The following is a 24,871-nucleotide window of genomic DNA, read 5'->3' on the forward strand; positions in this document are numbered from 1 at the left end:
AGTGCCAACGCGCTGACCCCGGACGCGGCTCGCGCCGCTACAGAGGGCGGTAGAGATTTATCAGGAACTGCGTGAACGAAGGCTCCAGCACTCGGTTGCCGTGACCGCTGAGGTGGTCTGCATCGGCGAACAAAGGGTCGCCTTTCTCGTCATAGGCCGAGCACAGGTGGCCAGGGCACAGGATCGGCAACGGGTCCCAGATCTTCAGCACCGGGTACTCCCGGGCCAATTGGGTCAGCAAATGCATCTGCGGCGCGCGTAGCTGCAATAACCGATCCCGCTCCACGGTCAGCCCGGGTGCGCAGATCGGGTTCATGCGGTTGAACGCGTCCGAACAACGGTTGGCCGGCGCCTTGAAGACCGGCGACGGTGCGTCGATCAGCACCGTCAGCCCAGCCGCCTGCAAAGGGGCGAGCACCGCATCGGCGGCAGTGCGAGCAGCTTGGGCCTGTTGCGCGGTGCGTTCGCCCAGCGCTTGAGCAAAGAGAACATCTTCATCCTTCCAACCGTCGCGTCCCGCCAGTTCCGGCATGCGCAGGGACGCCAGGAACACCACGTCGCCGGGTTTGGCACGGGCCTGGATATCGGCCAGTGCATCGTTCTTCCACTCACCACAGGCCGCCGGATCGGCCGCCAAGAGGCTGACTACCGCACAGCCACCGCGCTCGTATTCCACCACCTCGATCCCCAGGCGCAACGAGACGATATTCAACATCGTGCGGTAGGCCGCCGTGTGCGAATCGCCCAGCACGAACAATTGACGTCCTTGCAGGGCAGGGTCCTCGACCACTTCGATGGGTTCACGAGGGTAGTGTTTGTAGGCGTGCCAGACGTAGCTGTCGGCAACGCGGCTCAAGGACAGGCGCTCGGTGTTGTCCACCGTCCACATGGCAGCCCCGGCAGACAGCCCCACGGCCAGCAGGGCCGCGCTGATCGTCAGGCCGGCACGGCATTGAAGCATTCTGCGGCCACGGCGCATGGGTTGTTCGATCCAGTGGTAGGAAGCGGCAGCCAGACCCAGCACGACCAGTGGGTACAGCACCTGTACGAGCACTGTCTCCAAGCCAACGGTCCAGCGCAGAAACACCGCCACTGGCCAGTGCCACAGGTACAGCGAATAGGACAGGCGTCCGAAATAGGTCACTGGCCACGCACTCAAGACGCGGTGCAACACACCAGCCCGCCCGCCGCCGCCGCCGGCGAGCACGATGCCGGCGATGGCCAACGCAGTTCCGGCCACAGTGACCAATGCCCAGGGAAAGGGGAATTCGCGTGCAGGTGTCCATACAAACCCTGCCACCAGCAGCCCCAGCCCTGCGCCCAGCAGAACCAACGGCCATGTTGCCCTGCGTCGAGCATCGGTTGTGTTGTCCAACATCTGAAACAACAGCGCTCCGGCCGCGAGCTCCCAGAACCGGCTGGGCAATAGGTAGAACGCCGACAACGGCGCGGCCTGGGTTTGCATCGCGCACCACGCCAGCGAAGCGAGGGTCAGCAGCGGCAATGCGATCCGGGCCAGCAGGTGGGTGGTGTGGTAGCGCAGCCAGCAGAAGAACAGTACTGGAAAGATCACGTAGAACTGCTCCTCCACGGCCAATGACCAGGTGTGCAGGTAGGGATTGAACTCGGCACTGGGGGAGAAATACGTGTTGCTTTGCCACGCCAGGGTGAAGTTGCTGACGCCCAGAAACGCGGTCAGGCCGGTGTCGGCATTGTGGTTGCTGAGCCACACCGGCGGTACCAGCAGGGCGGACACCAGCACGCTGACCAGCAATACCACCAACAGCGCCGGCAGGATGCGCAGGGCCCGGCGGCGGTAGAAATCCAATAGGTAGTCACGCAAAGCCCGGTGGCGTCTTTCGGCCAAGGACTGGCTGATGACATAACCGGAAATGACGAAGAACATGTCCACGCCAGTGAAGCCCCCTGGAAGGAACCCGAGAAACTCGACGTGGAAGACGATCACGGCAAGGACCGCGATGGCGCGCAGGCCGTCGATGCCGGGTAGATAGCCCCCGGCGGGTCGACGGTCTGTGCTGGGCAGATGAAAGGTGGATGACATGGTGACGCCCCTGTTTTTTTATTGTCGGGGCGACACTAGTTCACGGATCCTGTGGAGCAAATGTTCTACAGTATCCGGATATTTCCTCTTTCGATTCAGGGCTTTTCAGGCGTGCCGAAATCAAGCCGCCTGCATCGCGCCTGGATGTCGTTGGCGGAACGCTGCCACCGCTGCGCCAGCCTCCTGCAGGCTATCGATGGCTGCACCGAACTTGGCCGCAACATCACCCAACGTCATGGTTTGTGACACGCCTTCATACAGCCCAGGCAACGGGTCATCCGCCTCGGTAGCGCCGTACATTTTCGCCACGCGCAGCGTGCGTTCGTACAGCTCGGCGAAGGCTTGGTCTGGACCGGCTTCCAGGCGATCCAGCTTGGCCGGGTCCTTGTCTTGTTGCGACTTGTACACTTCATAGCCGGCCTTCACCGAGTCCACACCCATCTTGAAGGCAACGCCGTAAGGGCCCAAGACCTTGGAACCCGTAGTTTTCACAACTTCGGTCGTCAGGTTTACGCCGTTCTTGGTGCTGTCCGGCACCAAGCCGCGGAATTTGGCGTACGCCTTGCCGGGTATGCCGTTCTTGCGGATCTTGGCATCGTTGACGATCGATGACGGTCCCAGGCTGCCAGAATGGAGGTCGAGAGTTGCCGTATTACCCGCTTTTTCCATACCTTTTTCAGCGGCAACACTCGCCAGCTTGCCGACCACCATACCGATGCCTGTGCCGACCACGGTGCCAGGACCAGGCAGTACCATAGTTCCGAGTACGGCACCTGTAGCCGCACCCACGCCTGTGGACGCCAGGTTAGAGACGGCAATCGTTGCCCCGCGCAGGGCTACCGACTTGGCCAGTTCGCTTTTGCTTTCCATGTTTTTCAATGCCTGGATGACTCCAGCGCTGCGAGTATGGGCGATTTCGAACGACGCCAGCAGTACCCGTGCTCGTGAGTCTCTGGCGCGGTTGAACCACGTTTTGCAGTGGCCTTTCCAGTTGTCGTACTTACGCTTCTGCTCTTTCGCCGAACCTCGCCCCCAACTGGGCTGACCCTCCAGGTATTCGGCAGTCGGGCCTGCAGCGATCATGTCCTCGAGTGTGTCGTAGTGAGTCTTGGCGCGGCCGTCGCTGTCGACCATGGAGACCGGGTTGTTGCCCACCATGGCATACAGATTCAAGCCATCGATGTCGCCGCCTGGATCGGGGTTGATCCAGCGCATCAGCCAAGGGGCGTAGTAGCGCAGGCCGTAGTAGTACAGTCCGCTGGCATCGCGCTCCTTGCCCGAGTAGCGCACCGTCTTGTACTTGGCTTCCAGTGCGCTGCGCCCGGCCCAGCAGGCCGTGCCGCCGAAGGGGTAATACTCTTCACGGCTGAGCAGGTGCCCATCCTTGTCGACTTCCAGGGTGCACGAACCCAGATGGTTGCTCAGGTTGTAGCGCAGTTGGTCATTGGGCAATGCCTCAGGCTTGCCCTCTGCCCAATGCAGCAGCCGTACGCTGCTATTGCCGGCCTGGGCCAGGATCACGTGCAGTCGTTCGCCGCTGCGGCTATCGGTACGAATTTCAAGGCCAGGCAGGTAGCGCACTTCGCACACACGCGAGCCCTGGCTCTGCATCGCCGTGGACTGCTTGCGTACCCGAGCGCCGGACGCATCGTAGACATAGCGCTCGTAGTCGTTCTGGCCGTCATCGCGGCGCACGGTCGCCACTTCGTGCAGCTGATTGTACTCGTCCCAGGCCAGTGCCTGGCCTGCCTCCAAGGCGTGGCCGTTGCCGTTGCGGTCGAATGCGGCAGCAAGTTGCGCTTCGTCGGGCAACTGCCCATTGCGCTCGGCCAAAGACCGATTGTTGGCGCGTGCCACAGCCATGCGCTGGGTCCGGTTACGTTGGCCGTTGACGTGCCGAAGTTCCACCAGATTGCCGGCTTCGTCGTAACTCAAGTGTTGCGTGTAGTTGAGCAGCAACGAAGCATCCTGGGGCAGGGCCAGTAGCGGGGGTAGCAGCGGCCCGTCACCGCCGGTATTGGCCGCTTCGCGACCGCAGGCTTCGATCAGTTGGCCGAATGAGTCATAGCGGTAAAGGTTGGTCGGCTCGGTGCGCTGATTGGCGAAATGTCGAACCGGTTGGGCGTCATCGCTGATCTGCACGACGTTGCCTACTGGATCGTACAGATAACGCAGATCCTGCAGCACCGAGTTGTCGGCGCGCCTGGAGATCGAGCGTTGCAACCTCAAGTCGACAGGGTCGTACTCGTTGCGGCTGGTCACCCCATTGCCCGCGGTCTGCGACACCACACAGTCGGCAGCATCGCGTACCGTGGCTCGCAGCAGTTCGTGCTCTGTGCCTTGGGCGGTGATCAACCGTGCGGTGTGCTGTGCTCCGCTGGCATCGTGGCCGAAGTGCTGGACATTGCCCAGCGCATCGGTATGGCTCAGCAGTTGGCCGGTTGCATCATGCCGGTACGTGCTGTGATAGCCCGCACCGGGTTCGAGCAACGCATCGCGTTCACTGTGGGGTTGCGGCCAATCGGCAGCCACCGTGCCGGCCAGGTAGTGGCGCGTCGTGCTGATGATCTGGTTCTGGATGTCCAACGCTTCGGTGAACACGCTTCCGGCGTCGTCATCGTGGCGGTAGATGGCGCCGCACAGATTGCGTGAAGCCTGCTCGGCATTCGCTGCGGCGTAGCTGACCCGCTGTGCAGTGCGTGGCTGGCCTTCGGCGGTGCATTTGACCGTGGTCACCAGGCGCGCAATATCATCATAGTGGCAATGGGTTGCGATACCGCGACTGTCCCACGTAGAGGTAGGTAGCCCATGACGGTCATGCAGCATGATCTTCCAGCCCGAATCGACATTGTGCTGGCGAAGGGTGGCGCCGGAAAGGCTGAATGTCGTGCGCTGATTGGATGTCTCGCTGTTGCCGGCGCAGAACTGGGCGAACTGGCGTGGATCCCATTGAGCGATGGGACGCCCGGCGCAGTCATGCCATTGGGCATTGATGCGAGGCACTGCCGGGGTGTCGGCTTGTCGGCGATAGTAACCGATACTGCGAACGGCTAAACCTCGAGGGTCGCAAACCGCCAGTGCAGGCGTGCGGCTGTGGATGGTCAGTTGATCGGATGAACGGGGGTGAGGCGACATGGGGTCCTGCCTTGATCGGATAGATTTCCCTCTTTATCTACGATCGATCAGCCTCCAGCCATGAACCTCTATGGTATGCACTTCTTGCACAACTGCAGTGAGGTCCGGCGCGCCGGCCACTGGCGCGGTTCATTGAGAACCTGAGCAGTGGCCGACGCGCCGGGCGCGGTTGCCTACGCTGCCTTACGGTTTTCCAGGTGCTGGCGCAAGTTGGTCTGAGTCGTGTGTATCTGATTGATCAAACCGTCTTTCCTGCGTTCCAGAGAGTCGAGGCTCTTGGCTGCCGGCAGTGCCTTGAACTGCGTCTCGATGCTCGGGTACTGCGCCCCGTCCTGGGCCAGCAACGCCTTGATCTCGGCAAAATCCCACTCGATGTAGTTCACCAAGACGTCCCCCTGGTTGATCAGGTAGTTGATCTTCTCATCGCTCTTGGGGCCTTTGGCCAGTTCCACGCCCAGCGTGATGGCGGAGGAGCACCACCGAGGCGACCACATACTGTGTGCTAACGACTTCGCCGAAGGGCAGGGCGCGCTCGGTAACGTCCTTGAAGGTATCGGCCCACTCGGCCTCCGTCTCCGGCTTGAGTGAGCGGATGCGATCTTTGATCCGCCGGCCCTGGGTGAGAAAATCCTGCTGCTCATGGGAGTCATAGTCCCAGTCGAATGCGTGAGACATGATATTGAGCGGTGCGCCCAAGCCTATTTCATCGGCCAGCTTGCCTGCTGACTGGGCGAAGATTTCACCCATCACCAAGGTACCCGCAACTCCGCCAACCGCTGCGCCAAACGGACTGGCCACAAAGCCAACTGCGGCTCCTGCCACGCCACCGCGCGCTTTCCTGCCCGGTTATGTCGTAGCTCGGCGTTTGTCGGTTGCCTTTGGCATCCGTCATGCTCAGCGGTGCACCACTGGCATCGAATTGACTGAGGCTCAGGTAACCGTCGCCGGGTTCGAGCAGGGCATCGCGCGCGACGATCTCGGCAGGCCAGTCCGACGCCGCGAGATCGCTGAGGAAGCGCTGTCGCTGGGCGCTGGTTTCTCCCCGCAGCGTGTAGCTGTCGAACAACAGCGTACCGCTGTCGTCGTCATGCCGGCAGATGCGCCCGCACTGGTTGCGTGCCGCAGACGCTGCATCTGCCGGACCGTAGCTCAGGCGTTGAGTGGTCCGCATGCTGCCATCGGATCCCGACTGAAGAATGGCGACCGGCCTTGCGCAGTCGTCGTACCGGTATTGCCTGACGGTGCCTTTGGCATTCCAGTTGTCAGCCGGACGACCGGCCACATCGTACAAATTGGTCCTGCTCGCGCTGTCCACATTGTGTTCGAGTACAACGTTGCCCGTCAGGCTATATACAGTGTGCTGGTTGGGCGTCGTACGGGTACCGGCCTGAAAGTGGGCGAACTGACGTGCATCCCATTGATCGGTCGGACGTCCGGCGTGGTCATGCCACTGAGCGTTGATTCGTGGTTCTGCAGCGGTACCGGCCTGGCTTCGGTAGTAGTCGATGCGACGCACGGCAAGGCCGCGAGGGTCCGACAACACCAAGGTAGGGGTGCGGCTGTGAAGGCTGAGGTGTTCCGAGGTATTTCGAGGGGTGACATGGTGTCCTGCCTGGATCTGATAAATTCTCTCGTTTATCTCTGATCGGTAGGGTGCTCACCACGAGCGCTTTTGGTATGAATCACGCGTACAAACCCAGCTTCGCCTGCGCGAGACCCGAGGCGCCAGCGTCAACGGCGCCAACCGCGTCGGCCCTCGCTGCGGCCTTTCAGGTGCGCTGCGGTGGCCATTGACGCGGCATGCGCCGCGGCTACGGGTTACTCGTGCACGGCCACACCCTTCAAGTAGGCCGCAGGCTCCGCGCCCAGGTTGCTCAGCAGGCGCTCGCTGTACCAGTCGATGAAGTTCACCACGCCGAACTCGTAGGTTTTCGAATACGGGCCTGGCTGGTAGGCGGTGGAGTTGATGCCGCGCTGGTTTTCCTCGGCCAGGCGACGGTCCTGGTCGTTGGTGGCGTCCCACACCTGACGCATGCGCGCGACGTCGTAGTCCACGCCTTCCACGGCATCCTTGTGCACCAGCCACTTGGTGGTGACCAAGGTTTCCTGGGCGCTGATCGGCCACACCGTGAAGACGATGATGTGGTCACCCATGCAGTGGTTCCAGGAATGGGGCAGGTGCAGGATGCGCATCGAGCCCAGGTCCGGGTTCTTGATGCGGCCCATCAGTTTCTTGCAGCCGACCTGGCCGTCCATCGTCATCGACAGCGTGCCCTTGAGCAGCGGCATGCGCACGATGCGATTGCGCAGGCCGTGGCTGGCGTGGGCGTAGGGGATCTTCTCGGCATCCCAGGCAGCGGCCGAAGCGGCCACGTGGTCCTTGAAGGCCTGGTCGGCACGGGGGTCGGTGACGTCGTCCCATTCCAGCAGGGTCTTGAGCAGTTCGGGGTGGGAGCCGCCGCAGTGGTAGCACTCGCGGTTGTTCTCCAGCACCAGTTTCCAGTTGGCCTTTTCCAGCAGATCGGTCTGCACCGCGACCTTGGTGTTTTCCATGTCGTACGGTTCCATGTAATGGTTCAGCGTACTGAGGAAGTTGTCGATTGCGGGCGGGTTCTGGGCCAGGCTGATGAAGATGTAGCCGCCGGAGGTCTTCACGTGCACAGGCTTGAGGCCGTACTGCTTCATGTCGAAGTCGGCGCCCATCTCGGTGCCGGCGAACAGCAGCCGACCGTCCAGCTCGTAGGTCCATTGGTGGTAATGGCAGACAAGCTTGGCCACCTTGCCCTTTTCCTTGGTGCACAGCCGCGAACCGCGATGGCGGCAGACGTTGTGGAAAGCGTGCACGACGCCTTCGGCCCCGCGTATCACGATGATAGGGTTGCTGCCGATCTGCAGGGTCAGGTAGTTGCCCTTGGCCGGGATTTCGCACGTCATGCCGGCGATCAGCCATTCCTTGTTGAAGATCTCCTGCATGTCGATCTGGAACAGGCGCTCGTCGTTGTAGAACGGCTGCGGCAGCGAGAAGGTGCGCTCGCGCTCCTGCAGCATCTGGGCGGTGGCCTTGCGTGCGGGTTCCAGTGGATCGCCCAGGCTCAGGGTAGTGGTGGCATCCATCGTGTTGATCCTCATGGCCATGCAGTGTGGCCGCGAAAAAAAGTGGCGGTTACGGTTGTCGACGCAAGGCGGCTGAAACTGCGTTCAGATGCGGTGGAGTGTGCGACTCGGCGCGCCGGCAACCTTATCCATGGGCGACATGGCCAAATCCATTCCCGACGCTGCAGGCTAGGCAGCATGGGGCTGGTCGCCATAAGCATGTGGATGTCGCGGATGGGAATGTGGCAGGGGCGGTGCGCACGCAGAATCGCTGCACGCACCGTCGGCAGTCGACCTTGGAGACCAGCATGTCCAACCCCTTCCTGATGCCCGTCAATACCCAGACCTGGGCCAACGGGCGGCACATCGTTCGTTGCGTCAAGGTGATCCAGGAAACCTGGGACGTGCGCACCTTCTGCTTCATGGCCGACCAGCCGATCCTGTTCTTCTTCAAGCCGGGCCAGTTCGTGACCCTGGAGCTGGAAATCGAAGGCGAGCCGGTGATGCGCTCGTACACCATCTCCAGCGCGCCGTCGGTGCCCTACAGCTTTTCCATCACCATCAAACGGGTGCCGGGCGGGCGGGTGTCGAACTGGTTGCACGACACCCTGCACGAAGGCCAGGAGCTGGCGGTGCATGGTCCGGTCGGGCTGTTCAATGCCATCGACTTCCCGGCGCCGAAGATCCTCTACCTCAGCGGCGGGGTCGGCATCACGCCGGTGATGTCGATGGCGCGCTGGTTCTACGACACCAATGCCAACGTCGACATGGTCTTCGTGCACAGTGCGCGCTCACCCAAGGACATCATCTACCACCGCGAGCTGGAGCACATGGCCTCGCGCGTCGACAACTTCAGCCTGCACATCATCTGCGAGAAGCATGGGCTGGGTGAGCCGTGGTCGGGCTACCGCGGGTATCTCAACCACAAGCTGCTGGAGCTGATCGCGTCCGATTTCATGGAGCGCGAGGTGTATTGCTGCGGGCCGACTCCGTACATGAACGCGGTCAAGCGCCTGCTGGAAGCCGCCGGCTTCGACATGACCCGCTACCACGAGGAATCGTTCGGCGCCACGCCTCCCGAGGCGCGTGCCGACGCCGTGGAACAGGCCGAGCAGGCCGCCGATGCCCCGGAAGTCGACGTTTCGGAGCAGCACCTGGTGGAGTTCACCGCCAGCGGCAAGAGCATCCGCGTGGCACCGGGTGAAACCGTGCATGCGGCGGCGTCCAAGCTCGGCATGATGATCCCCAAGGCGTGTGGCATGGGAATCTGCGGCACCTGCAAGGTGTTGAAGCTGGGCGGCGAAGTGGAGATGGAGCACAACGGCGGCATCACCGAGGATGACGAAGCCGAGGGTTATATCCTTTCCTGCTGCAGCGTGCCGAAGGGGGATGTGCGGATCGAGTTCTGATCTATCTGTGGGAGCGGTCCGTGGCCGCGAAAGGAACGCCTCGGTGGGTCAGGCATCAGGTGGCGGACCTTCGCGGCCGATGACCGCTCCCACAGGTTACGGCGGTGCACGCGGTGTCTCTGAATGACCGCATCGAGGCGCCGGTGGTTTACACCTTGAAGCGCGCCACCATCGCATTCAGATCCACCGCCAGGCGCGCCAATTCCCCACTGGCCGCCGTGGTCTGCGCCGAACCTGCGGCAGTCTGCACCGACAGGTCGCGAATGTTCACCAGGTTGCGGTCCACTTCGCGTGCCACCTGCGCCTGCTCTTCGGCGGCGCTGGCGATCACCAGGTTGCGCTCGTTGATCTGCACGATCGCACCATTGATGGTCTCCAGCGCCATGCCGGCGCCCTTGGCGATGTTGAGGGTCGACTCGGCGCGTTCGGTGCTGTTGCGCATCGAATCCACGGCCTGCTCGGTACCCCCCTGGATGCTGCCGATCATGCGCTCGATCTCGCTGGTCGACTGCTGGGTGCGATGCGCCAGCGCACGCACTTCGTCGGCCACCACGGCAAAGCCGCGACCTGCCTCACCAGCACGTGCCGCCTCGATGGCCGCGTTGAGCGCCAGCAGGTTGGTCTGGTCGGCCAGGCCACGGATCACGTCCAGCACCTTGCCGATGTCCCGCGATTCGGTGGCCAGGTTGCCGATCAGCTCGGCGGTGCTCTGCACGTCACCGCTCATGCGCTCGATGGCGCTGACCGTTTCCATGACCAGGTCACGACCATCGCTGGCCGAGCTGGTGGCATCGCGCGACGCCTCGGACGTGCTCACGGCATTGCGTGCCACTTCCTCGACCGCGCTGGTCATCTCGTTGACCGCCGTGGCGGCCTGTTCGATTTCGTTGTTCTGCTGAGTCAGGCCGCGGGCGCCTTCGTCGGTCACGCTGTTGAGTTCCTCGGCGGCAGAGGCCAATTGGGTCGCCGAACCGGAAATGCGTTGCAGGGTATCGCGCAGCTTGCCTTGCATCTTCTGCATGGCCAGCAGCAGCCGCGCGGCTTCATCGCGGCCTTCAGCATGAATCGGTTGGGTCAGATTGCCCTCGGCGATTGCCTCGGCCGCGATGAGCGCTTGATCGATCGGCTTGACGATGCTGCGGGTCAGCAGCCAGGCGAACAGGAACGTCAGCAGGGTAGCCACGATCAGCATGCCCACCACCCAGGCGAACGCCGAACGGTACTCGTCCTCGGCTTGCTGATTGATCTCGCGGGTTTGCACGTTGTTGATCTTGACCAGCTTTTCGAGCACGGCGTTGACCTGTTCCGAGTTGCTCAGCATGTCGCTGTTGAGCATCGCGCGCAGCTCATCCACCTGGCCGGTGGCCGAGAAGTTCTTCATGCGCGCCTCGAGCTGACGGTACTGCCCCAGCAGACGCTTGTAGTCGTCGTAGGCGGCCTGCTCCTCGCTGCTGGCGATCATTTTCTCGTAGCGAGCCTGGGCCTGGTTGATCTGCTCGTTGCGCTGATCGAACAGCTGCACGGTTTTCTGCTGGGTATCGGCTTCACGGTTCAGCAGCAGGCGATACGACAGCACGCGCAGGCGCAGGGTCAACTGGGTCAGCTCGTCGAGGCTGGTGATGCTGGGTACGGTGTTGTTTTCAATGTTCTGGCCCGCGGCGCGGATATGGCTCATCTGGTTCAGGGAAAACACCCCGAGCACGATCATCAGCAGGCCAATGAGCGAGAAGCCGAGCAGGGCACGCGGGGCGATATTCATGTTGCGTAAAGACATGTGAGGTTACCGAAGGGAAGGCGCGGTCCGTGCGACACAGGAAAGGGCATCACGGCTTATCGGACGAATACGGAAAGTCTTGAGGGACCAATTGCCGCAGGTGACGAGCGTCGTCGAGCGCCGCGAAGGCATGAAGATCGATGAACGGGACGAACCGAACCGCGATCTGTGGGTCCATCGGGGTCCTATCAAAGCTGGCTCGAGCGATTTTTTTTCTTTATCGTTCGCGCCCCTGAAAAAGTGTTGGAAATAGCAAATGTTGGAAGCATCCCTGAATCAATTGGAAAGCCTGGTAAACGATCTGGTAAAGCACAACCAGGAACTGGCCGAACGCAATGCCCAACTGGCCGGTGAGCTGGCCCAGGCCAAGGATGACAACGACACGCTGCAGCTCAGTCTGCTCGAGCAGGAAGAGAAACAGGGTGCGACTGCCGCGCGCATTCAGGCCCTGGTCGAGCGTGCTGCTGCGGCGGCGGTATGAACCTTGATGACGGGGTCGAGGTCTTCTCGATTCTGGGCAACGAATATTCAGTGAAAGCGCCGCCCGGCGAACAGCAGGCGCTGCGCCAGGCGTTCGGCATGCTCGAACGCACCTTGGCACAGACCAAACGCAGTCACCCGACGTTGGTCGGCGACCGCCTGTTGGTGCTGGCAGCATTGAACCTGTGCCAGCGCCAGGTCGAATTGAGCCAGGGCCATGCCCAGGCCATGGACCAGTGCAAAAGCCGGATCGATGCCTTGGTCAGCCGTTGCAGCGACACTGGAAACTGATCCAACCGGGCAGCAGGGCGGTCCCCCCTAGAGGTCCGCCGCCCACCCCCTGGCGGGTAGCGTGTTGCCCTGCGCTCTGCGAAAATCCCCCCACTTTTCTGCCGGATGTTGACATGACTGCCCTCAAGAACGACCGCTTCCTGCGTGCCCTGCTCAAGCAACCCGTCGACGTCACCCCCGTGTGGATGATGCGCCAGGCCGGTCGCTACCTGCCCGAGTACCGCGCCAGCCGGGCCAAGGCCGGCGACTTCATGAGCCTGTGCAAGAACCCGTCGTTCGCCTGCGAAGTCACCATGCAGCCGCTGGAGCGTTACCCGCTCGACGCCGCCATCCTGTTCTCCGACATCCTCACCATCCCCGATGCCATGGGACAGGGCCTGTACTTTGAAACCGGCGAAGGCCCGCGTTTCCGGAAGGTCGTCAGCACCCTGGCCGACATCGAAGCCCTGCCGATCCCCGACGCTCAGAAAGACCTGGGCTACGTCATGGACGCGGTCAGCACCATCCGCCGCGAGCTCAATGGCCGGGTGCCGCTGATCGGCTTCTCCGGCAGCCCCTGGACCTTGGCCACCTACATGGTCGAAGGCGGCTCGTCCAAGGACTTCCGCAAGACCAAGGCCATGCTCTACGACCAGCCCCAGGCCATGCACCTGCTGCTGGACAAGCTGGCGCAGTCGGTCACCAGCTACCTTAATGGCCAGATCATGGCCGGTGCCCAGGCCGTGCAGATCTTCGACACCTGGGGCGGCAACCTGTCGGCGGCGGCGTACCAGGAATTTTCCCTGGCCTACATGCGCAAGATCGTCAGCGGTTTGATCCGCGAGCACGAAGGGCGCAAGGTGCCGGTGATCCTGTTCACCAAGAACGGCGGCCTATGGCTGGAAAGTATTGCCGATGCAGGCGCCGACGCGCTGGGCCTGGACTGGACGTGCGACATCGGCGAGGCACGCCGTCGGGTCGGCCAGAAGGTGGCGCTGCAGGGCAACATGGACCCTACCGTGTTGTACGCGAAACCCGAAGCGATCCGCGCCGAAGTGGCGCGGATCCTGGCCAGCTATGGCCAGGGCGATGGCCACGTCTTCAACCTCGGCCACGGCATCACGCCGGAAGTCGACCCAGAGCACGCCGGTGCGTTCATCCGCGCCGTGCATGAGTTTTCGGCGCAGTATCACGGCTGACATCTTGCCGCGTTGAATCCTGACGCGGCTTGCACCGCTGCTACAGAAACACCCCAACCCCTGTAGCAGCGGCGCGAGCCGCGTCGGCGGTGCATGCGGTGCCTCGCTCTAACGCGTCGACACTCCCACCGGCTGCAACTTCGCCAGCTTTGCCGCTACGACCAACGCCACCGTCAACAATCCCGCAATAAACCCGCCTACGCCCGTCCACCCGCCGTAATGCCAGGCCATCCCCCCCGCTGTCCCAGCCACGCTCGACCCTGCGTAATAACTGAACAGATACAATGAAGACGCCTGCCCCTTGGCCGTCAACGCCCGTCGCCCGATCCAGCTGCTGGCCACTGAATGCGCCCCGAAAAAACCGAAGGTAAACATGAGCATCCCCAGCAGGATCACCGGCACCGGGCTGAACAAGGTCACCAGCAAACCGGCGAACATCAGCACGATGCTCATCCAGAACACCTTGCGCCGCCCGTGCTTGTCGGCCAGTGAACCGACCTGCGCCGAGCTGTAGATGCCGGCCAGGTACACCACCGACAGCAACCCCACCAGCGCCTGGCTCATGTGGTAAGGCTCGGCCAGCAGCCGATAGCCGATGTAGTTGAACAGGGTGACGAAACTGCCCATCAGCAGGAACGCTTCAAGGAAAAGCCACGGCAGCCCGGCGTCCTTGAAGTGCATGGTGAAGCCATCGATCAATCCGCGAGGATTCATCACACGTGGGCGAAAGTTGCGCGATTCGGGCAGGATCTTGACGAACACCGCCGCCGCGATCAGCGCCAGGCCGCCGACCACCAGCAGGGCGGTGTGCCAGCTGACGAAGTCGATCAGCACGCCTGTGATCAGTCGTCCGCTCATGCCGCCGATGGCGTTGCCGCCAATGTACAAACCCATCGCCAGGCCAATGTGCTGGGGGTGGATTTCCTCACTCAGGTAGGTCATGGCCACTGCGGCCAGGCCGCTCAGGCTCAATCCCGTCAACGCGCGCAACAGCAGCACGCCGTCCCAGGTCGGCATCAGCGCACTGCCCACGGTGCACAGCGCCGCGCAGAACAGCGCGGCGACCATCACAGGTTTGCGCCCCACGCTGTCGGAAATCGGCCCGGTGATCAGCAGACCGATGGCCAGCATCCCGGTTGCCACCGACAGCACCAGGCTGCTCTGGGCTGCGTTGATGCCGAACTCGTGGGACAGGATCGGCATCATCGGTTGCACACAGTAGAGCAAGGCGAAGGTGGCAAATCCGCCGCTGAACAAGGCGAGGACCGTTCGCAGAAACTGCGGCGTACCCTTTTCGATGTACTGCTCGCCGAGTTGAGCGGTGCTTTGATGAGGGGTATCGACAGCTTGCGCGGAAGGCGCGACAGCAGTTTTCACGGTGACCTCGGGGTTGGGGCGGCAGGAGTGGGAAAACTATATAGCTGGCTAATGATCGATGCCAACCCATTGGGCTTTCATTACCAGGCTTTCATTGTAGAAAACCGTTGTAGGAAAAATCCGAGAATGAACGTCCCGGCGCGCTAGTAACTGTAATATTCTGGTCGCTACACTCGAGGCTTTGCCTGTCATGGAGGGGTATAGATGCGGCGCGTGGTGTTCAATCAGAAGGGCGGCGTAGGCAAATCCAGCATTGCCTGCAACCTGGCGGCCGTGAGTGCCAACGAGGGTTTTCGCACGTTGTTGATCGACCTCGATGCACAGGCCAATTCGACCCAGTACCTCACCGGGCTGACCGGCAACGACATCCCGATGGGCATCGCGGATTTCTTCAAGCAGATTCTCTCGTCCGGACCAGCCAGCAAGAAAGGCAAGGTGGACATCCATCAGACGCCCTACGATAACCTGCATGTGGTCACGGCCTCCGCAGAACTGGCCGACCTGCAGCCCAAGCTCGAGGCCAAGCACAAGATCAACAAGCTGCGCAAACTGCTGGACGAGCTCAGCGAAGACTACGACCGGATCTATATCGACACGCCGCCGGCGTTGAATTTCTACGCGGTCTCGGCCTTGATCGCTGCGAACCGGGTATTGATTCCCTTCGATTGCGACAGCTTTTCCCGGCATGCGTTGTATGGCCTGCTCAGTGAGATCGCCGAGTTGAAAGAAGACCACAACGAAGGCCTGGAAGTGGAGGGCATCGTGGTCAACCAGTTTCAACCGCGCGCCAGCCTGCCTCAGCAGATGCTCGACGAACTCATTGCCGAAGGCTTGCCGGTATTGCCGGTGTACCTGAACAGCTCGGTGAAGATGCGCGAGTCCCACGAGCTGAATATCCCGTTGATCCACCTGGATCCGCGACACAAGCTGACCCAGCAGTTCGTCGAATTGCACGACCTGCTCGAACACGCCTGACTGCCACACGGCGAACCGCAGGATCCACCAGACCCTCCGCGCTGCCCGCCGACGTGGCTTGCGCCGCTGCTACGGGAACGCGGCGCCTGTTGACGCGGCTTGCGCCGCTGCTACGGGAACGCGGTGACTGTTTGACGCGGCTTGCGCCGCGGCTACAGGGCGCCGCGATCCCCTGTAGCAGCGGCGCGAGCCGCGTCCGGACGCGATGCGGTCTATCAGGCTGTCACAGACTGGCAATGCCTTGAGCGCGCAACCAGCCCAGCAGCTGTGGCAACGGCATCGCGCCGCTCTGCCGCGCGACTTCCCGGCCATTCTTGAACAGAATCAAACTCGGTATCGAACGAATGCCCAATTGCGTGGACAACTGCGGGTTGGCCTGGCTGTCCAGCTTGGCCAGTCGGCATCGACCCTCCAACTGCACTGCCGCCTGCTCGAACACCGGTGCAAAGGACTTGCACGGCCCGCACCAGTCTGCCCAGACGTCCACCAGCAGCGGCAAGTCGCCCTTGATCTGGCTGCTGTAGTCGCCCTGAGTCAACTCGAAGGGTTTATTCAACAATACCGCCGCCTTGCACCGCCCACATTTAGGCTGGTCCGCAAGGCGTAAAGCGGGAATGCGGTTGAGCCCGTTGCAATGCGGGCAGGGGATTACCAGTGAGTCGCTCATGCCGGGCTCCGGTTGGATGAATGCACTAAAGGTATGTGGAGGCGGCCCAGTTGGATATCAACCGACGCTGTACCTGCCGATTGCCCACCGGCTGTACCTGTAGTCTTTGATCCCTGCCCAGTAGAGTCGAATCCGACCTGTAATGAGGAACACTCCATGGCACTGCTCGGCATACTCGGCGGCATGAGTTGGGAATCGACCGCTTCCTATTATCGTCTGCTCAACGAAGGCTATCGCGACGCAAAAGGCGGACTTCACTCGGCTCCCCTGTTGCTCCATTCGGTCGACTTCGCCAGCATTGCCTCGCTGCAGAAGGCTGGAGATTGGCAAGCCGCAGGCATTCACTTGGCTAAGGCTGCACGCGGACTGGAGCAAGCGGGGGCGGGCGCCATATTGCTGGCGACCAACACCATGCACAAGGTTGCCGATGCCATCGAACAAGCGGTCGAGATCCCCTTGCTGCACATCGGCGACGCGGTAGGTGAGGCCCTACAAGCCGGCGGTTTCCAGCGAGTGGCCTTGCTCGGCACACGCTTCACCATGCAACAGGACTTCTATCGTCTGCGACTGGCCGAGCACTATGACATCGAGGTGATGCTGCCTGAAGAGCCGCAAATGGTAGAGATCGACCGGATCATTTTTTCTGAGTTGTGCCAAGGGCAATTCACCTCGGTATCGCAGGCGTACTACCTGGCCTGCCTTGAAAGTCTCCACAGCCAGGGCGCGCAGGCAGCCATTCTAGGTTGCACCGAGATCGGCCTTCTGCTGCAGAGCGTCGGGGCACCCTTGCCGCTGATCGATAGCAGCCAGGTCCATGTGCAGAGCGGCCTGCGCTGGTTGTTAGATCGCAGCGATGAGTCTGCCCAGAAACAAAGATGATCTACAGCTTCACCGCCTTGAGCTCATGCTCGAGGCTGCGCTGCACGAACTGATTAAGACTGACACCCAGCGCAGCCGCTGTCTCGGTAACTTGGGCGTGCAGCGCCTCAGGCAGCCGCAGCTGGAATTTCCCAGAGTAGGATCTGACAGGTTCGATGCCTTCTTCAGCGCACACCTGTAGAAACACCCGCAGTGACTCGGCGCCTGCAGTCTTCAATGCGCTGACGCTGTCGGCATGGAAATCCGCGCCGCCATTCAGATTAATGAACTCTCCGCGAAATGTGCCGATCTCCGGGTCGTACTGAATGACGGCCCGATGGCCGTTGATGATCATGATGTTGTTCATGGTTTGACTCCGTTGGTTGCCAACCAGTTGCGGATGCTTGCCACTGCAGCCTTGTCGGTTTCTGGGGACGGATGAGGACGATGGAATACCCGCACGGCCCCGAAAAGCACGACCGCCACGCAGGAGCCCTCTCGCTCTTGCACCTTGGCCCCTAATTCGACGAACAATCTCTCGATGCGTGACCATCGGATGGTTCCTGATACTGGGCGAGCGTAGATCGCCTCAAGCACGTCAATGTGTTTGAGCTTTGAAAGGTTCATCGTAACGCTCCGCGGGCCAAAACGGTACCAAAAATCAGTACCGTTTCAGATATGGGCTTCGGGGCTTACGATGATGTGCCGGGTGCACTAAAAGGTCAGTCAGACAGGCTTGAAAGCGATGTAGGCGGCGTCCGATGCAGGCCGATCATGCAGAGTGTCAACCTTCACACGAGGCTGCGGGACCGTCAGACACCTATCACGACGAACAACTGATCTCCAGATGCTTGCCCCACTCCGGTGGCCGCTCGGCGTAACCCTCCATGCCCGGCTGTGCCTCGAACGGATTCGATAGCACCTGGTGCAGTCGCCGCACCTCTGAATAGTCGCCGTCTTCGGCGGCGTCGATGGCTTTCTGCGCCAGGTAATTGCGCAGGATGTACAACGGATTGACCTGGTTCATGCGCTCGGTACGGCCGTCTACCACATCGCGATCCATGCGCGCCTGGTAATCCGCTGCCCAGGCATCGAAGCCCTGCATATCGACGAAGTCGTCGCGCAGTACGGCCAGCGAGCCGGCTTCGCCCAGGCGTCGGAAGAACAGGTTGTAATCCACGCCACTGTTCTGCATCAGGCCCAGCAGGCGTTCGAGCAGCACCTTGTCGCCTTCTTCGGCCAAGGTGAAGCCCAGCCGACGCCGCATGATGTCCAGATAGGCGGCCTCGTACAATGGCAGGAACAACCCCAATGCTTCCTGCAGCGCTGGCACCTCGATCAAGGGCGTCAACGACTGAGCCAGGGCGCTCAGATTCCAGTGCGCCACGGGCACCTGGTTGCTGAAGCTGTAGCGGCCTTCATGGTCGGAGTGGTTGCAGATGAAGTTCGCGTCGAAGTCATCCAGGAAGGCGAACGGTCCGAAGTCGAAGGTGATGCCCAGAATCGACATGTTGTCGGTGTTCATCACCCCATGGCAGAACCCGTAGGCTTGCCACTGCGCGATCAGCTCGGCGTTGCGTTCGACGATTTCGCGAAACATGTCCAGATAGGGTTCAGGCTGAGTGGCACAGCCCGGAAAGTGCGCCGCCAACACGTGGTCGACCAGCTGTTTCTGCAGTTCAGGCTGGCGGGTGTAGTAGAAGTATTCGAAATGACCGAAACGCACGTGGCTTGGCGCAAGGCGCAGAAGCATGGCCGCGCGTTCCTGTTTCTCCCGCCACACCGGAGTGTCCGACGCGATCACGCACAGGGCGCGGCTGCTGGGAATACCCAGGGCATGCAAGGCTTCGGACGCCAGGAATTCGCGGATCGAGGAACGCAGCACTGCCCGGCCATCACCGCTGCGCGAGTAGGGCGTGGGCCCGGCGCCCTTGAGGTGCAGGTCCCAGTGTTCGCCGACGTCGTTGTACACCTCGCCGAGCAGTACACCGCGGCCGTCGCCCAACTGAGGGGTGTAGCCGCCGAACTGATGACCCGAATAGATCATCGCCCGCGGCTCGGTGTCGCTCCACAGTTTGTGGCCGCTGAACAGCTCGGCGAACAGCGGGGTCTGGGCGCACGCGGGGTCCAGGTCCAGCAGGCTCATGGCTGCATCGCTGGCCACCACCAGCCGTGGATTGTCGATGGGCTCCGGCAGAACATGCGTGGAAAAGACGTCGCCCAGGCAGGCAAAGCGGTTGTCGAAGATCAGTTCGTCGAGGCCTTTCATGTGCGTTCTCCGTGGGCGTAGTGCGCTCAGTCAAGTTTCGAGGGCGGCGGCTGGGGTGCGTCGACAACCCGGGGCGTGCTGGGAGGCTCCGCCTGTGCAGGCGTTGCGGCCGGTTGCAGGGTGCCAGTGCTTTCACCCGTTTCGGCCGGCACCAGCTTGTACTCTTTGCCGGTGGTGTTCTTCAGGTAGATCTCCATCTGCCGGAACGAAATATTGATGTTCTGGCGCTTGAATTCCTTGTTGATGAACCGGTTGATCTCATCCAGGACCGGGTTACGGTCACCCAGGTCACGCACGTGCATGCGCAACTCGTGGTCCAGGGTGCTCTCGCCGAAATTGAGGAAATACACCAGCGGCTCGGGTTCCTTGAGCACCCGCGGATTGTCACGCGCTGCCTTGAGCAGCAGGTCGCGCACTAGGTCGAGGTCCGAGCCGTAATCCACACCCAGTTTCAGCGTCACTCGGGTAATGGTGTCGGTCAGCGACCAGTTGATCAATTGCCCGGTGATGAAGGTCTTGTTGGGGACGATGATGTCCTTGCGGTCGAAGTCGGTGATGGTAGTGGCACGGATGCGGATCTTGCTCACTGTACCCGACAGGTTGCCGATGGTGATGGTGTCACCGATGCGCACCGGACGCTCGAACAAAATCATGATGCCGGAGATGAAGTTGGCGAAAATCTCCTGCATGCCGAAACCGATACCCAGCGACAAGGCCGCGACCAGCCATTGCAGCTTGTCCCAGCTCACCCCCAGGGTGGACAGCGTGGACACGAAACCGACACCGGCGATCACGTAGGACAACAACGTGGTGGTGGCGTAGGCGCTGCCCTGGGCCAGGTTCAGCTTGGACAGCACCAGCACCTCCAACAGCCCCGGCAGGTTGCCGGCCAGCACGATGGTGATGCCGATGATCATCGCCGCACCGATGAAGTCGCTGAGGCTGATCGGCACCATGCTCATGGCCGCGCCGGTGCCGCTGGTGTACTCGTACAGGGTGATGTTGTCCAGGTAGGCGAACACGCTGATCAGATCGCTCCAGACCCAATACAGCGCACCGATGAAGCCGGCCAGCAAGGCCAGGCGCACTAGGCGCAAGGATTGCTGGTTGATCTGCTCGATGTCCAGGGTCGGCTCTTCGACCACCAGTTCGCCTTCGCCGCTTTCCTTCGCCGTCTGCCGCTTGGCCAGCGCCCGTTGGTAGGCCAGGCGCCGGGCGGCCACACTCAGGCCGCGCACGAACGCCGCTTCGATGACCAGCCAGATCATCAACAGGTAAAGGGTGTCGATCAACCGGTCGGAGAGCTTCAGCGCCGTGTAGTAGTACCCAAAACAAACCGCCACGAACAGCGCGATGGGCAGCGCCGTGAACAACAGGCCTATGGTGCGGCGAAACAATGAGGCGCTCTTGTGGGTCGGACTGCTGATCAACAACCGCCCCAGCAGCCAGGCCATCAAGGCATAGCAGGCCAGCACCACGGCGATGCCCAGCACGTCGTCGGCCAGCGCCGAGGGTTGCAGCTCGGCCACCGCCACCACCGACACCAGAGCCAGCACGACGAAGCCCAAGCGGCGTACCCAGCCTTGCAGAAAGGCCACCTGCGCCCGCTCCCAGCGAAAATGCAGCTCGGCCACGCCACCGGGGGCAAGGATGCGATACGCGGTGTAGAACACCAGCCAGGCCTGGGCGATCTGCAGCATGGCCGCGCCCAGTCCGGCATTCTGCCCGCGCGCATCGATCAACAAGGCATAGCCGCACAGGGCCAGGCCCAGGGACATGGGCATGGCCAGCAGGATGTTGATCAGAATGGCGGCAGGGGTGTGCCATTGCCGGTCGCGCTTGAAGTGGCCGATGTCCTGATGCACCGCATTGAGCTTCTGGTAGAGAAACTTTCGCTTCCATTGCAACAGGCCGATCACCAGCAGCAGCGGCAGGAACAGCAAGGGGCGCTGCGCCAGGCCGTCGGTCAGCTCGCTCACGCTCGAGGCCCAGGGCAGGGTCGTGACCTGGTTTTCCAGGCGCCGCGGCACGGCCTTGAACCACTCGTCATCCAGCGGCTTGTTGCTGGGGATCCAGAACATCTGTTCATCCAGCGTGGCGCGCAGGCTCTGTGCGGTACTGAGCAATTGTTTCTGATTGAGCTGCAGGGTGATCGATTCGTTGAGCAGTGCGCTCAGCTCGCGGTTCAGGCGCTCCAGCAGGTCGCTGCGGGTGACCGCCAGTTCCAGCACGCTCCTGCGCAGCTGCGGCGTGTTCTGGTCCTGCGGCTGGTTGGCCAGCAGGTTGTCCACGTACGCTGCCGGGTTGCTGATGGCCTCGCGCTGTTGATTGACTTCGAACTGGTACAGGCGGATGTCGGCGATCTCGTCGGCCAGGTCGCGGTCGACCTTCAAATGCGGCAACGCCTGCTTCTGCTTGTAGAGAATCTTGGACAGCAGCAGGCTGCCCCTGAGCACGCTGATCTGCTCGTCCAGGGCCTGGTCGCTCTGCGTGACGCTGTCGAGCTGCTGACGGGTCTTGAGGTTCTGCTGGGTCAGCTCGTTGAGGCGATCGGTGCTGCGCAACAGGTAGTCGGACAGCTTGACGTTGGCCGCGCTTTCCGTAGCCAGCACACTGCTGCCCCCGGCTTTCTGCGCTTCCAGCGACTGCTTGGTGACCGTTTCCTGGGATTGCGCCAGGCGTTTCTGGTTGATCAGCGTCTGCAGGTCCTGGATTTCCTGATCCAGGCGGGTGGTCTTTTCCAGCACCAGGTCGTGCCGGGCGTTGCCCAGGTCCTGGAGGGTACTGTTGCCGGCCAATTCCTGACGGCGCAGGTTGATCAAGGCGTTGATCGAGGCCTGCTCGGCCGTCAGCTGGTTGCGCGTGTCGGGCGTCAGCGCCTTGCCGTCGTTCTTGCCCAGCTTGAGGATGCCGTTGATCTGCTGGATACGGTTCTGGCTGGCGCTGATTTCGGTCTGCGCACGCTCCGGGCGAGTCTGCGCGGTAATGATCAGGCTATTGGCATCGGACAGCGCCTTTTGCAGCTCACCTTGTTCGGTGGTGCGCTCGCTGAAGATCTGCTCCAGTTGCGGCACGCTCAAGGTGGCATAGCGCTGGGTCACCGGAATGATCGGCATGCCCTTGAGGCGGCTCAGCTCGCGCTGGGCCTCGAGGGTCTGCTTGGGCGCATCGGCCAGTTGCTGCTTGAGTTCGGCCAGCTTGCGCTCTTTGTCCGTCTGGTTGCCGAGCAGACCCAGAGTCTGCTCGAACACTTGCTGCAGGGCCTTCTGGTCGGCTTCTGGCAGCTTGCGTTCGGCGATCTTGTCGAGGTTGTTTTGCACCGTTTCACGGTTCAGCGGGTCGGCGGCCTGAGCGCCGGCGACAGCCATGCACAGCCCCAGCAGGGCTGCGGAAAGAAGTTTGCGCATAGGTAAAAAGTCGTACAGCTAGAAGAGAGAAGGGCAGTTTAGAGGAAGAGCCCAGGCCCTGGACGACTTCCTTCGGGGAATTTGACGCCCACTTTCATGATCCGGTTCCCGTCCATCACCGCGACCGTCCAGAGCGTGCCGTTCCACTCCACGTGGTCGCCGACGATCGGCGCGCCGCCTACGCGTTGGATGATGAAGCGGCTTAGCGGCATTTGCGGGTCGAGACCGTCGAGCTTGAGGCCGTAGAGCGCCGAGACCGCGCCCAGTTGCGCGTCGCCCTCGAGTACGAAGTCGCCGAAGAAGCGCAGGTCCAGACCGCGCTGGGGTGCCTGGCTGAACAGTTTGCCCAGGGCCGGCAGGTTGTGCTCGTGGCCGATCACGCACAGCAGATCGTCCACTTCCAGCACGGTACTGCCCGACGGGTGGAGCAGTTGCTGGCCGCGAAACAGTGCCGCAATGCGAGTGCCTTCAGGCATCTTCAGCTCGCGCAGGGCCGCGCCGATGCACCATTTTTCCGCGCCCAGGCGGTACACGAACAATTCCCACTCGCTGGTGATGTGCACCTCGAGGGCCGAGCGCGAGATCGGCGCCGGGTCCGGCGGCACGGTGACCTTGAGCAACTTGGCCACCCACGGCAGGCTGGTGCCCTGCACCAGCAGCGACACCAGCACGATGAAGAAGGCCAGGTTGAAGAACAATTGTGCATCCGGCAGCCCGGCCATCAGGGGGAACACCGCCAGGATGATCGGCACCGCGCCACGCAGCCCGACCCAGGAAATGAACGCCTTTTCGCGGCCGTTGAACGCTTTGAACGGCAGCAACCCGACCATCACCGACAGCGGCCGCGCAATCAGGATCATCCACAGGGCCAAGGCCAGCGCGGGCAGGGCGATGGGCAGCAGGTCGTGGGGCGTGACCAGCAGCCCCAGCACCAGGAACATGCCGATCTGCGCCAGCCACGCCATGCCGTCGAGCATGTGCAGAATGCCGTGGCGGCTGCGAATCGGCTTGTTGCCCATTACCAGGCCGCACAGGTAGACGGCGAGGAAGCCGCTGCCGTGCAGGGCGTTGGTCAGGGCAAATACCAACAGGCCGCCCGCCACCACCAGGATCGGATACAAACCGGTGGCCAGGTTGATACGGTTGACCAGTTGCAGCATGACCCAGCCGCCACCCAGCCCGATGATGCCGCCGATGCCGAACTCGCGCAGCAAGTGGCCCAGCAGGCCCCAGTGCAGGCCGGTCTGGTTGCTGGCGATCATGTCGATCAGGGTGACGGTGAGGAACACCGCCATGGGGTCGTTGCTGCCCGATTCGATCTCGAGGGTCGCGGTCACCCGCTCGTTCAGCCCCTTGCCGCCCAGCAGCGAGAACACCGCCGCCGCATCGGTGGAACCGACGATGGCGCCGATCAACAGCCCCTGGATCATGCTCAGGTCGAACAGCCAGGCCGCCACTGCACCGGTCAGCGCGGTGGTAATCAGCACCCCGACCGTGGCCAGCGACAGCGCCGGCCACAACGCCACGCGAAAACTCGATACCCGCGTGCGCAAGCCGCCGTCGAGCAGAATCACTGCCAGCGCCAAGTTGCCGACCAGATAGGCCGTGGGGTAGTTGTTGAATATGATGCCGCCGCCGTCCACGCCGGCGGCCATGCCGACGGCGAGGATGATCACCAGAATGGGAATGCCCAGGCGCGACGAGAGCGAACTGACCAGAATACTCGCACCCACCAGCAACGCGCCGATCAAGAACAGGCTGTTGATGAAGGTGGCATTCAAAGGGCAGTACTCCATGAAAACGGGGGAAGCCGCGGAGGCGTCATGCAGGCCGCGTGCCAAGGGATTCTAACCTGTGCAAATGGTTGTATGTCAAAGTGCTTATCGCTAATTCATC

Annotated in this window: 20 protein-coding genes and 1 pseudogene; 6 read left to right on the top strand and 15 right to left on the bottom strand. The window is 62.0% G+C overall.

The features are described 5' to 3' along the window. Positions 1-37: 37 nt before the first annotated feature. From LT40_RS17535 to gbcA, 6 genes are all read right to left on the bottom strand, one after another. Positions 38-2,062 (bottom strand): acyltransferase family protein, encoded by a 2,025-nt coding sequence (locus LT40_RS17535; RefSeq protein ID WP_052393457.1) that lies wholly within the window; start codon positions 2,060-2,062, stop codon positions 38-40. Positions 2,063-2,182: 120 nt separating this feature from the next. Then, the gene (locus tag LT40_RS17540) at positions 2,183-5,197 is read right to left on the bottom strand and encodes an RHS repeat-associated core domain-containing protein (RefSeq protein ID WP_052393458.1); all 3,015 of its coding nucleotides are present in this window, start codon (positions 5,195-5,197) and stop codon (positions 2,183-2,185) included. 173 nt (positions 5,198-5,370) lie between these two features. Beyond that, the gene (locus LT40_RS17545; protein WP_043192380.1) at positions 5,371-5,649 is read right to left on the bottom strand and encodes a hypothetical protein; all 279 of its coding nucleotides are present in this window, start codon (positions 5,647-5,649) and stop codon (positions 5,371-5,373) included. Next, positions 5,618-5,944 carry a hypothetical protein gene (locus LT40_RS17550; RefSeq protein WP_043192381.1) on the bottom strand — a complete coding sequence of 109 codons (327 nt, stop codon included), beginning with the start codon at positions 5,942-5,944 and terminating at the stop codon, positions 5,618-5,620. The genes LT40_RS17545 and LT40_RS17550 overlap by 32 nt, the downstream gene beginning before the upstream one ends. After that, on the bottom strand, positions 5,937-6,713 hold the full coding sequence (locus LT40_RS17555) for a hypothetical protein (RefSeq protein WP_148308576.1): 777 nt from the start codon (positions 6,711-6,713) through the stop codon (positions 5,937-5,939). Before LT40_RS17555 ends, LT40_RS17550 begins: the two co-directional genes overlap by 8 nt. Before the next feature lie 302 nt (positions 6,714-7,015). After that, complete coding sequence (gbcA, locus tag LT40_RS17560; RefSeq protein ID WP_043192383.1) at positions 7,016-8,311, bottom strand: glycine-betaine demethylase subunit GbcA; 1,296 nt, start codon at positions 8,309-8,311, stop codon at positions 7,016-7,018. 287 nt (positions 8,312-8,598) lie between these two features. On the opposite strand from gbcA, the gene gbcB reads away from it, so the two are divergent. Next, entirely contained in the window at positions 8,599-9,699 is a 1,101-nt protein-coding gene (gene gbcB / locus LT40_RS17565; protein ID WP_043192384.1) for a glycine-betaine demethylase subunit GbcB, read from the top strand. A gap of 148 nt (positions 9,700-9,847) precedes the next feature. Here gbcB and LT40_RS22120 read toward each other — a convergent pair whose 3' ends face one another. Continuing rightward, a complete protein-coding gene (locus LT40_RS22120) occupies positions 9,848-10,720 on the bottom strand; it encodes a methyl-accepting chemotaxis protein (protein ID WP_410904288.1) in 873 nt (290 codons plus the stop codon). Continuing rightward, positions 10,703-11,473 (bottom strand): annotated as a pseudogene (locus tag LT40_RS22125) (MCP four helix bundle domain-containing protein); the annotation flags it as partial. The gene LT40_RS22120 and the pseudogene LT40_RS22125, both read right to left, overlap by 18 nt. Positions 11,474-11,729: 256 nt before the next feature. On the opposite strand from LT40_RS22125, the gene LT40_RS17575 reads away from it, so the two are divergent. The 3 genes from LT40_RS17575 (at position 11,730) to hemE (ending at position 13,422) form a co-directional block, all read left to right on the top strand. Next, positions 11,730-11,954 (top strand): hypothetical protein, encoded by a 225-nt coding sequence (locus LT40_RS17575; RefSeq protein WP_043192386.1) that lies wholly within the window; start codon positions 11,730-11,732, stop codon positions 11,952-11,954. Beyond that, the gene (locus tag LT40_RS17580) at positions 11,951-12,244 is read left to right on the top strand and encodes a cell division protein ZapA (protein ID WP_043192387.1); all 294 of its coding nucleotides are present in this window, start codon (positions 11,951-11,953) and stop codon (positions 12,242-12,244) included. Before LT40_RS17575 ends, LT40_RS17580 begins: the two co-directional genes overlap by 4 nt. 113 nt (positions 12,245-12,357) lie before the next feature. After that, positions 12,358-13,422, top strand: a complete 1,065-nt coding sequence (hemE, locus tag LT40_RS17585; RefSeq protein ID WP_043192388.1) for a uroporphyrinogen decarboxylase — start codon at positions 12,358-12,360, stop codon at positions 13,420-13,422. A gap of 108 nt (positions 13,423-13,530) precedes the next feature. On the opposite strand, the gene LT40_RS17590 is transcribed toward hemE, so the two are convergent. Further along, positions 13,531-14,799: an MFS transporter gene (locus LT40_RS17590; RefSeq protein ID WP_043192389.1), complete on the bottom strand. Its 1,269-nt coding sequence runs from the start codon at positions 14,797-14,799 to the stop codon at positions 13,531-13,533. A 204-nt stretch (positions 14,800-15,003) separates the two neighbouring features. Between LT40_RS17590 and LT40_RS17595 the strand changes: the two genes are divergently transcribed. Next, positions 15,004-15,774, top strand: a complete 771-nt coding sequence (locus LT40_RS17595) for a ParA family protein (protein WP_043192390.1) — start codon at positions 15,004-15,006, stop codon at positions 15,772-15,774. Between the two features lie 223 nt (positions 15,775-15,997). Here the strand turns inward: LT40_RS17595 and trxC are convergent, their stop codons facing one another. Then, positions 15,998-16,441: a thioredoxin TrxC gene (gene trxC, locus LT40_RS17600; RefSeq protein ID WP_043192391.1), complete on the bottom strand. Its 444-nt coding sequence runs from the start codon at positions 16,439-16,441 to the stop codon at positions 15,998-16,000. A gap of 156 nt (positions 16,442-16,597) precedes the next feature. Here trxC and LT40_RS17605 point away from each other — a divergent pair, with 156 nt between their 5' ends. Next, a complete protein-coding gene (locus tag LT40_RS17605) occupies positions 16,598-17,320 on the top strand; it encodes an aspartate/glutamate racemase family protein (RefSeq protein WP_043192392.1) in 723 nt (240 codons plus the stop codon). A gap of 1 nt (position 17,321) precedes the next feature. On the opposite strand, the gene LT40_RS17610 is transcribed toward LT40_RS17605, so the two are convergent. From LT40_RS17610 to LT40_RS17625, 5 genes are all read right to left on the bottom strand, one after another. Further along, positions 17,322-17,666 (bottom strand): type II toxin-antitoxin system HicB family antitoxin, encoded by a 345-nt coding sequence (locus LT40_RS17610; protein ID WP_043192393.1) that lies wholly within the window; start codon positions 17,664-17,666, stop codon positions 17,322-17,324. Further along, a complete protein-coding gene (locus LT40_RS21420) occupies positions 17,663-17,926 on the bottom strand; it encodes a type II toxin-antitoxin system HicA family toxin (protein WP_084139839.1) in 264 nt (87 codons plus the stop codon). The genes LT40_RS17610 and LT40_RS21420 overlap by 4 nt, the downstream gene beginning before the upstream one ends. 196 nt (positions 17,927-18,122) lie before the next feature. Next, the gene (gene selO / locus LT40_RS17615) at positions 18,123-19,568 is read right to left on the bottom strand and encodes a protein adenylyltransferase SelO (protein ID WP_043192394.1); all 1,446 of its coding nucleotides are present in this window, start codon (positions 19,566-19,568) and stop codon (positions 18,123-18,125) included. Between the two features lie 26 nt (positions 19,569-19,594). Then, a complete protein-coding gene (gene mscK / locus LT40_RS17620) occupies positions 19,595-22,975 on the bottom strand; it encodes a mechanosensitive channel MscK (RefSeq protein WP_043192395.1) in 3,381 nt (1,126 codons plus the stop codon). A gap of 38 nt (positions 22,976-23,013) precedes the next feature. Then, positions 23,014-24,756, bottom strand: a complete 1,743-nt coding sequence (locus tag LT40_RS17625; RefSeq protein ID WP_043192396.1) for a potassium/proton antiporter — start codon at positions 24,754-24,756, stop codon at positions 23,014-23,016. Positions 24,757-24,871 lie beyond the last annotated feature (115 nt).

The sequence above is a fragment of the Pseudomonas rhizosphaerae genome, from assembly GCF_000761155.1.
Lineage (GTDB): Bacteria > Pseudomonadota > Gammaproteobacteria > Pseudomonadales > Pseudomonadaceae > Aquipseudomonas > Aquipseudomonas rhizosphaerae.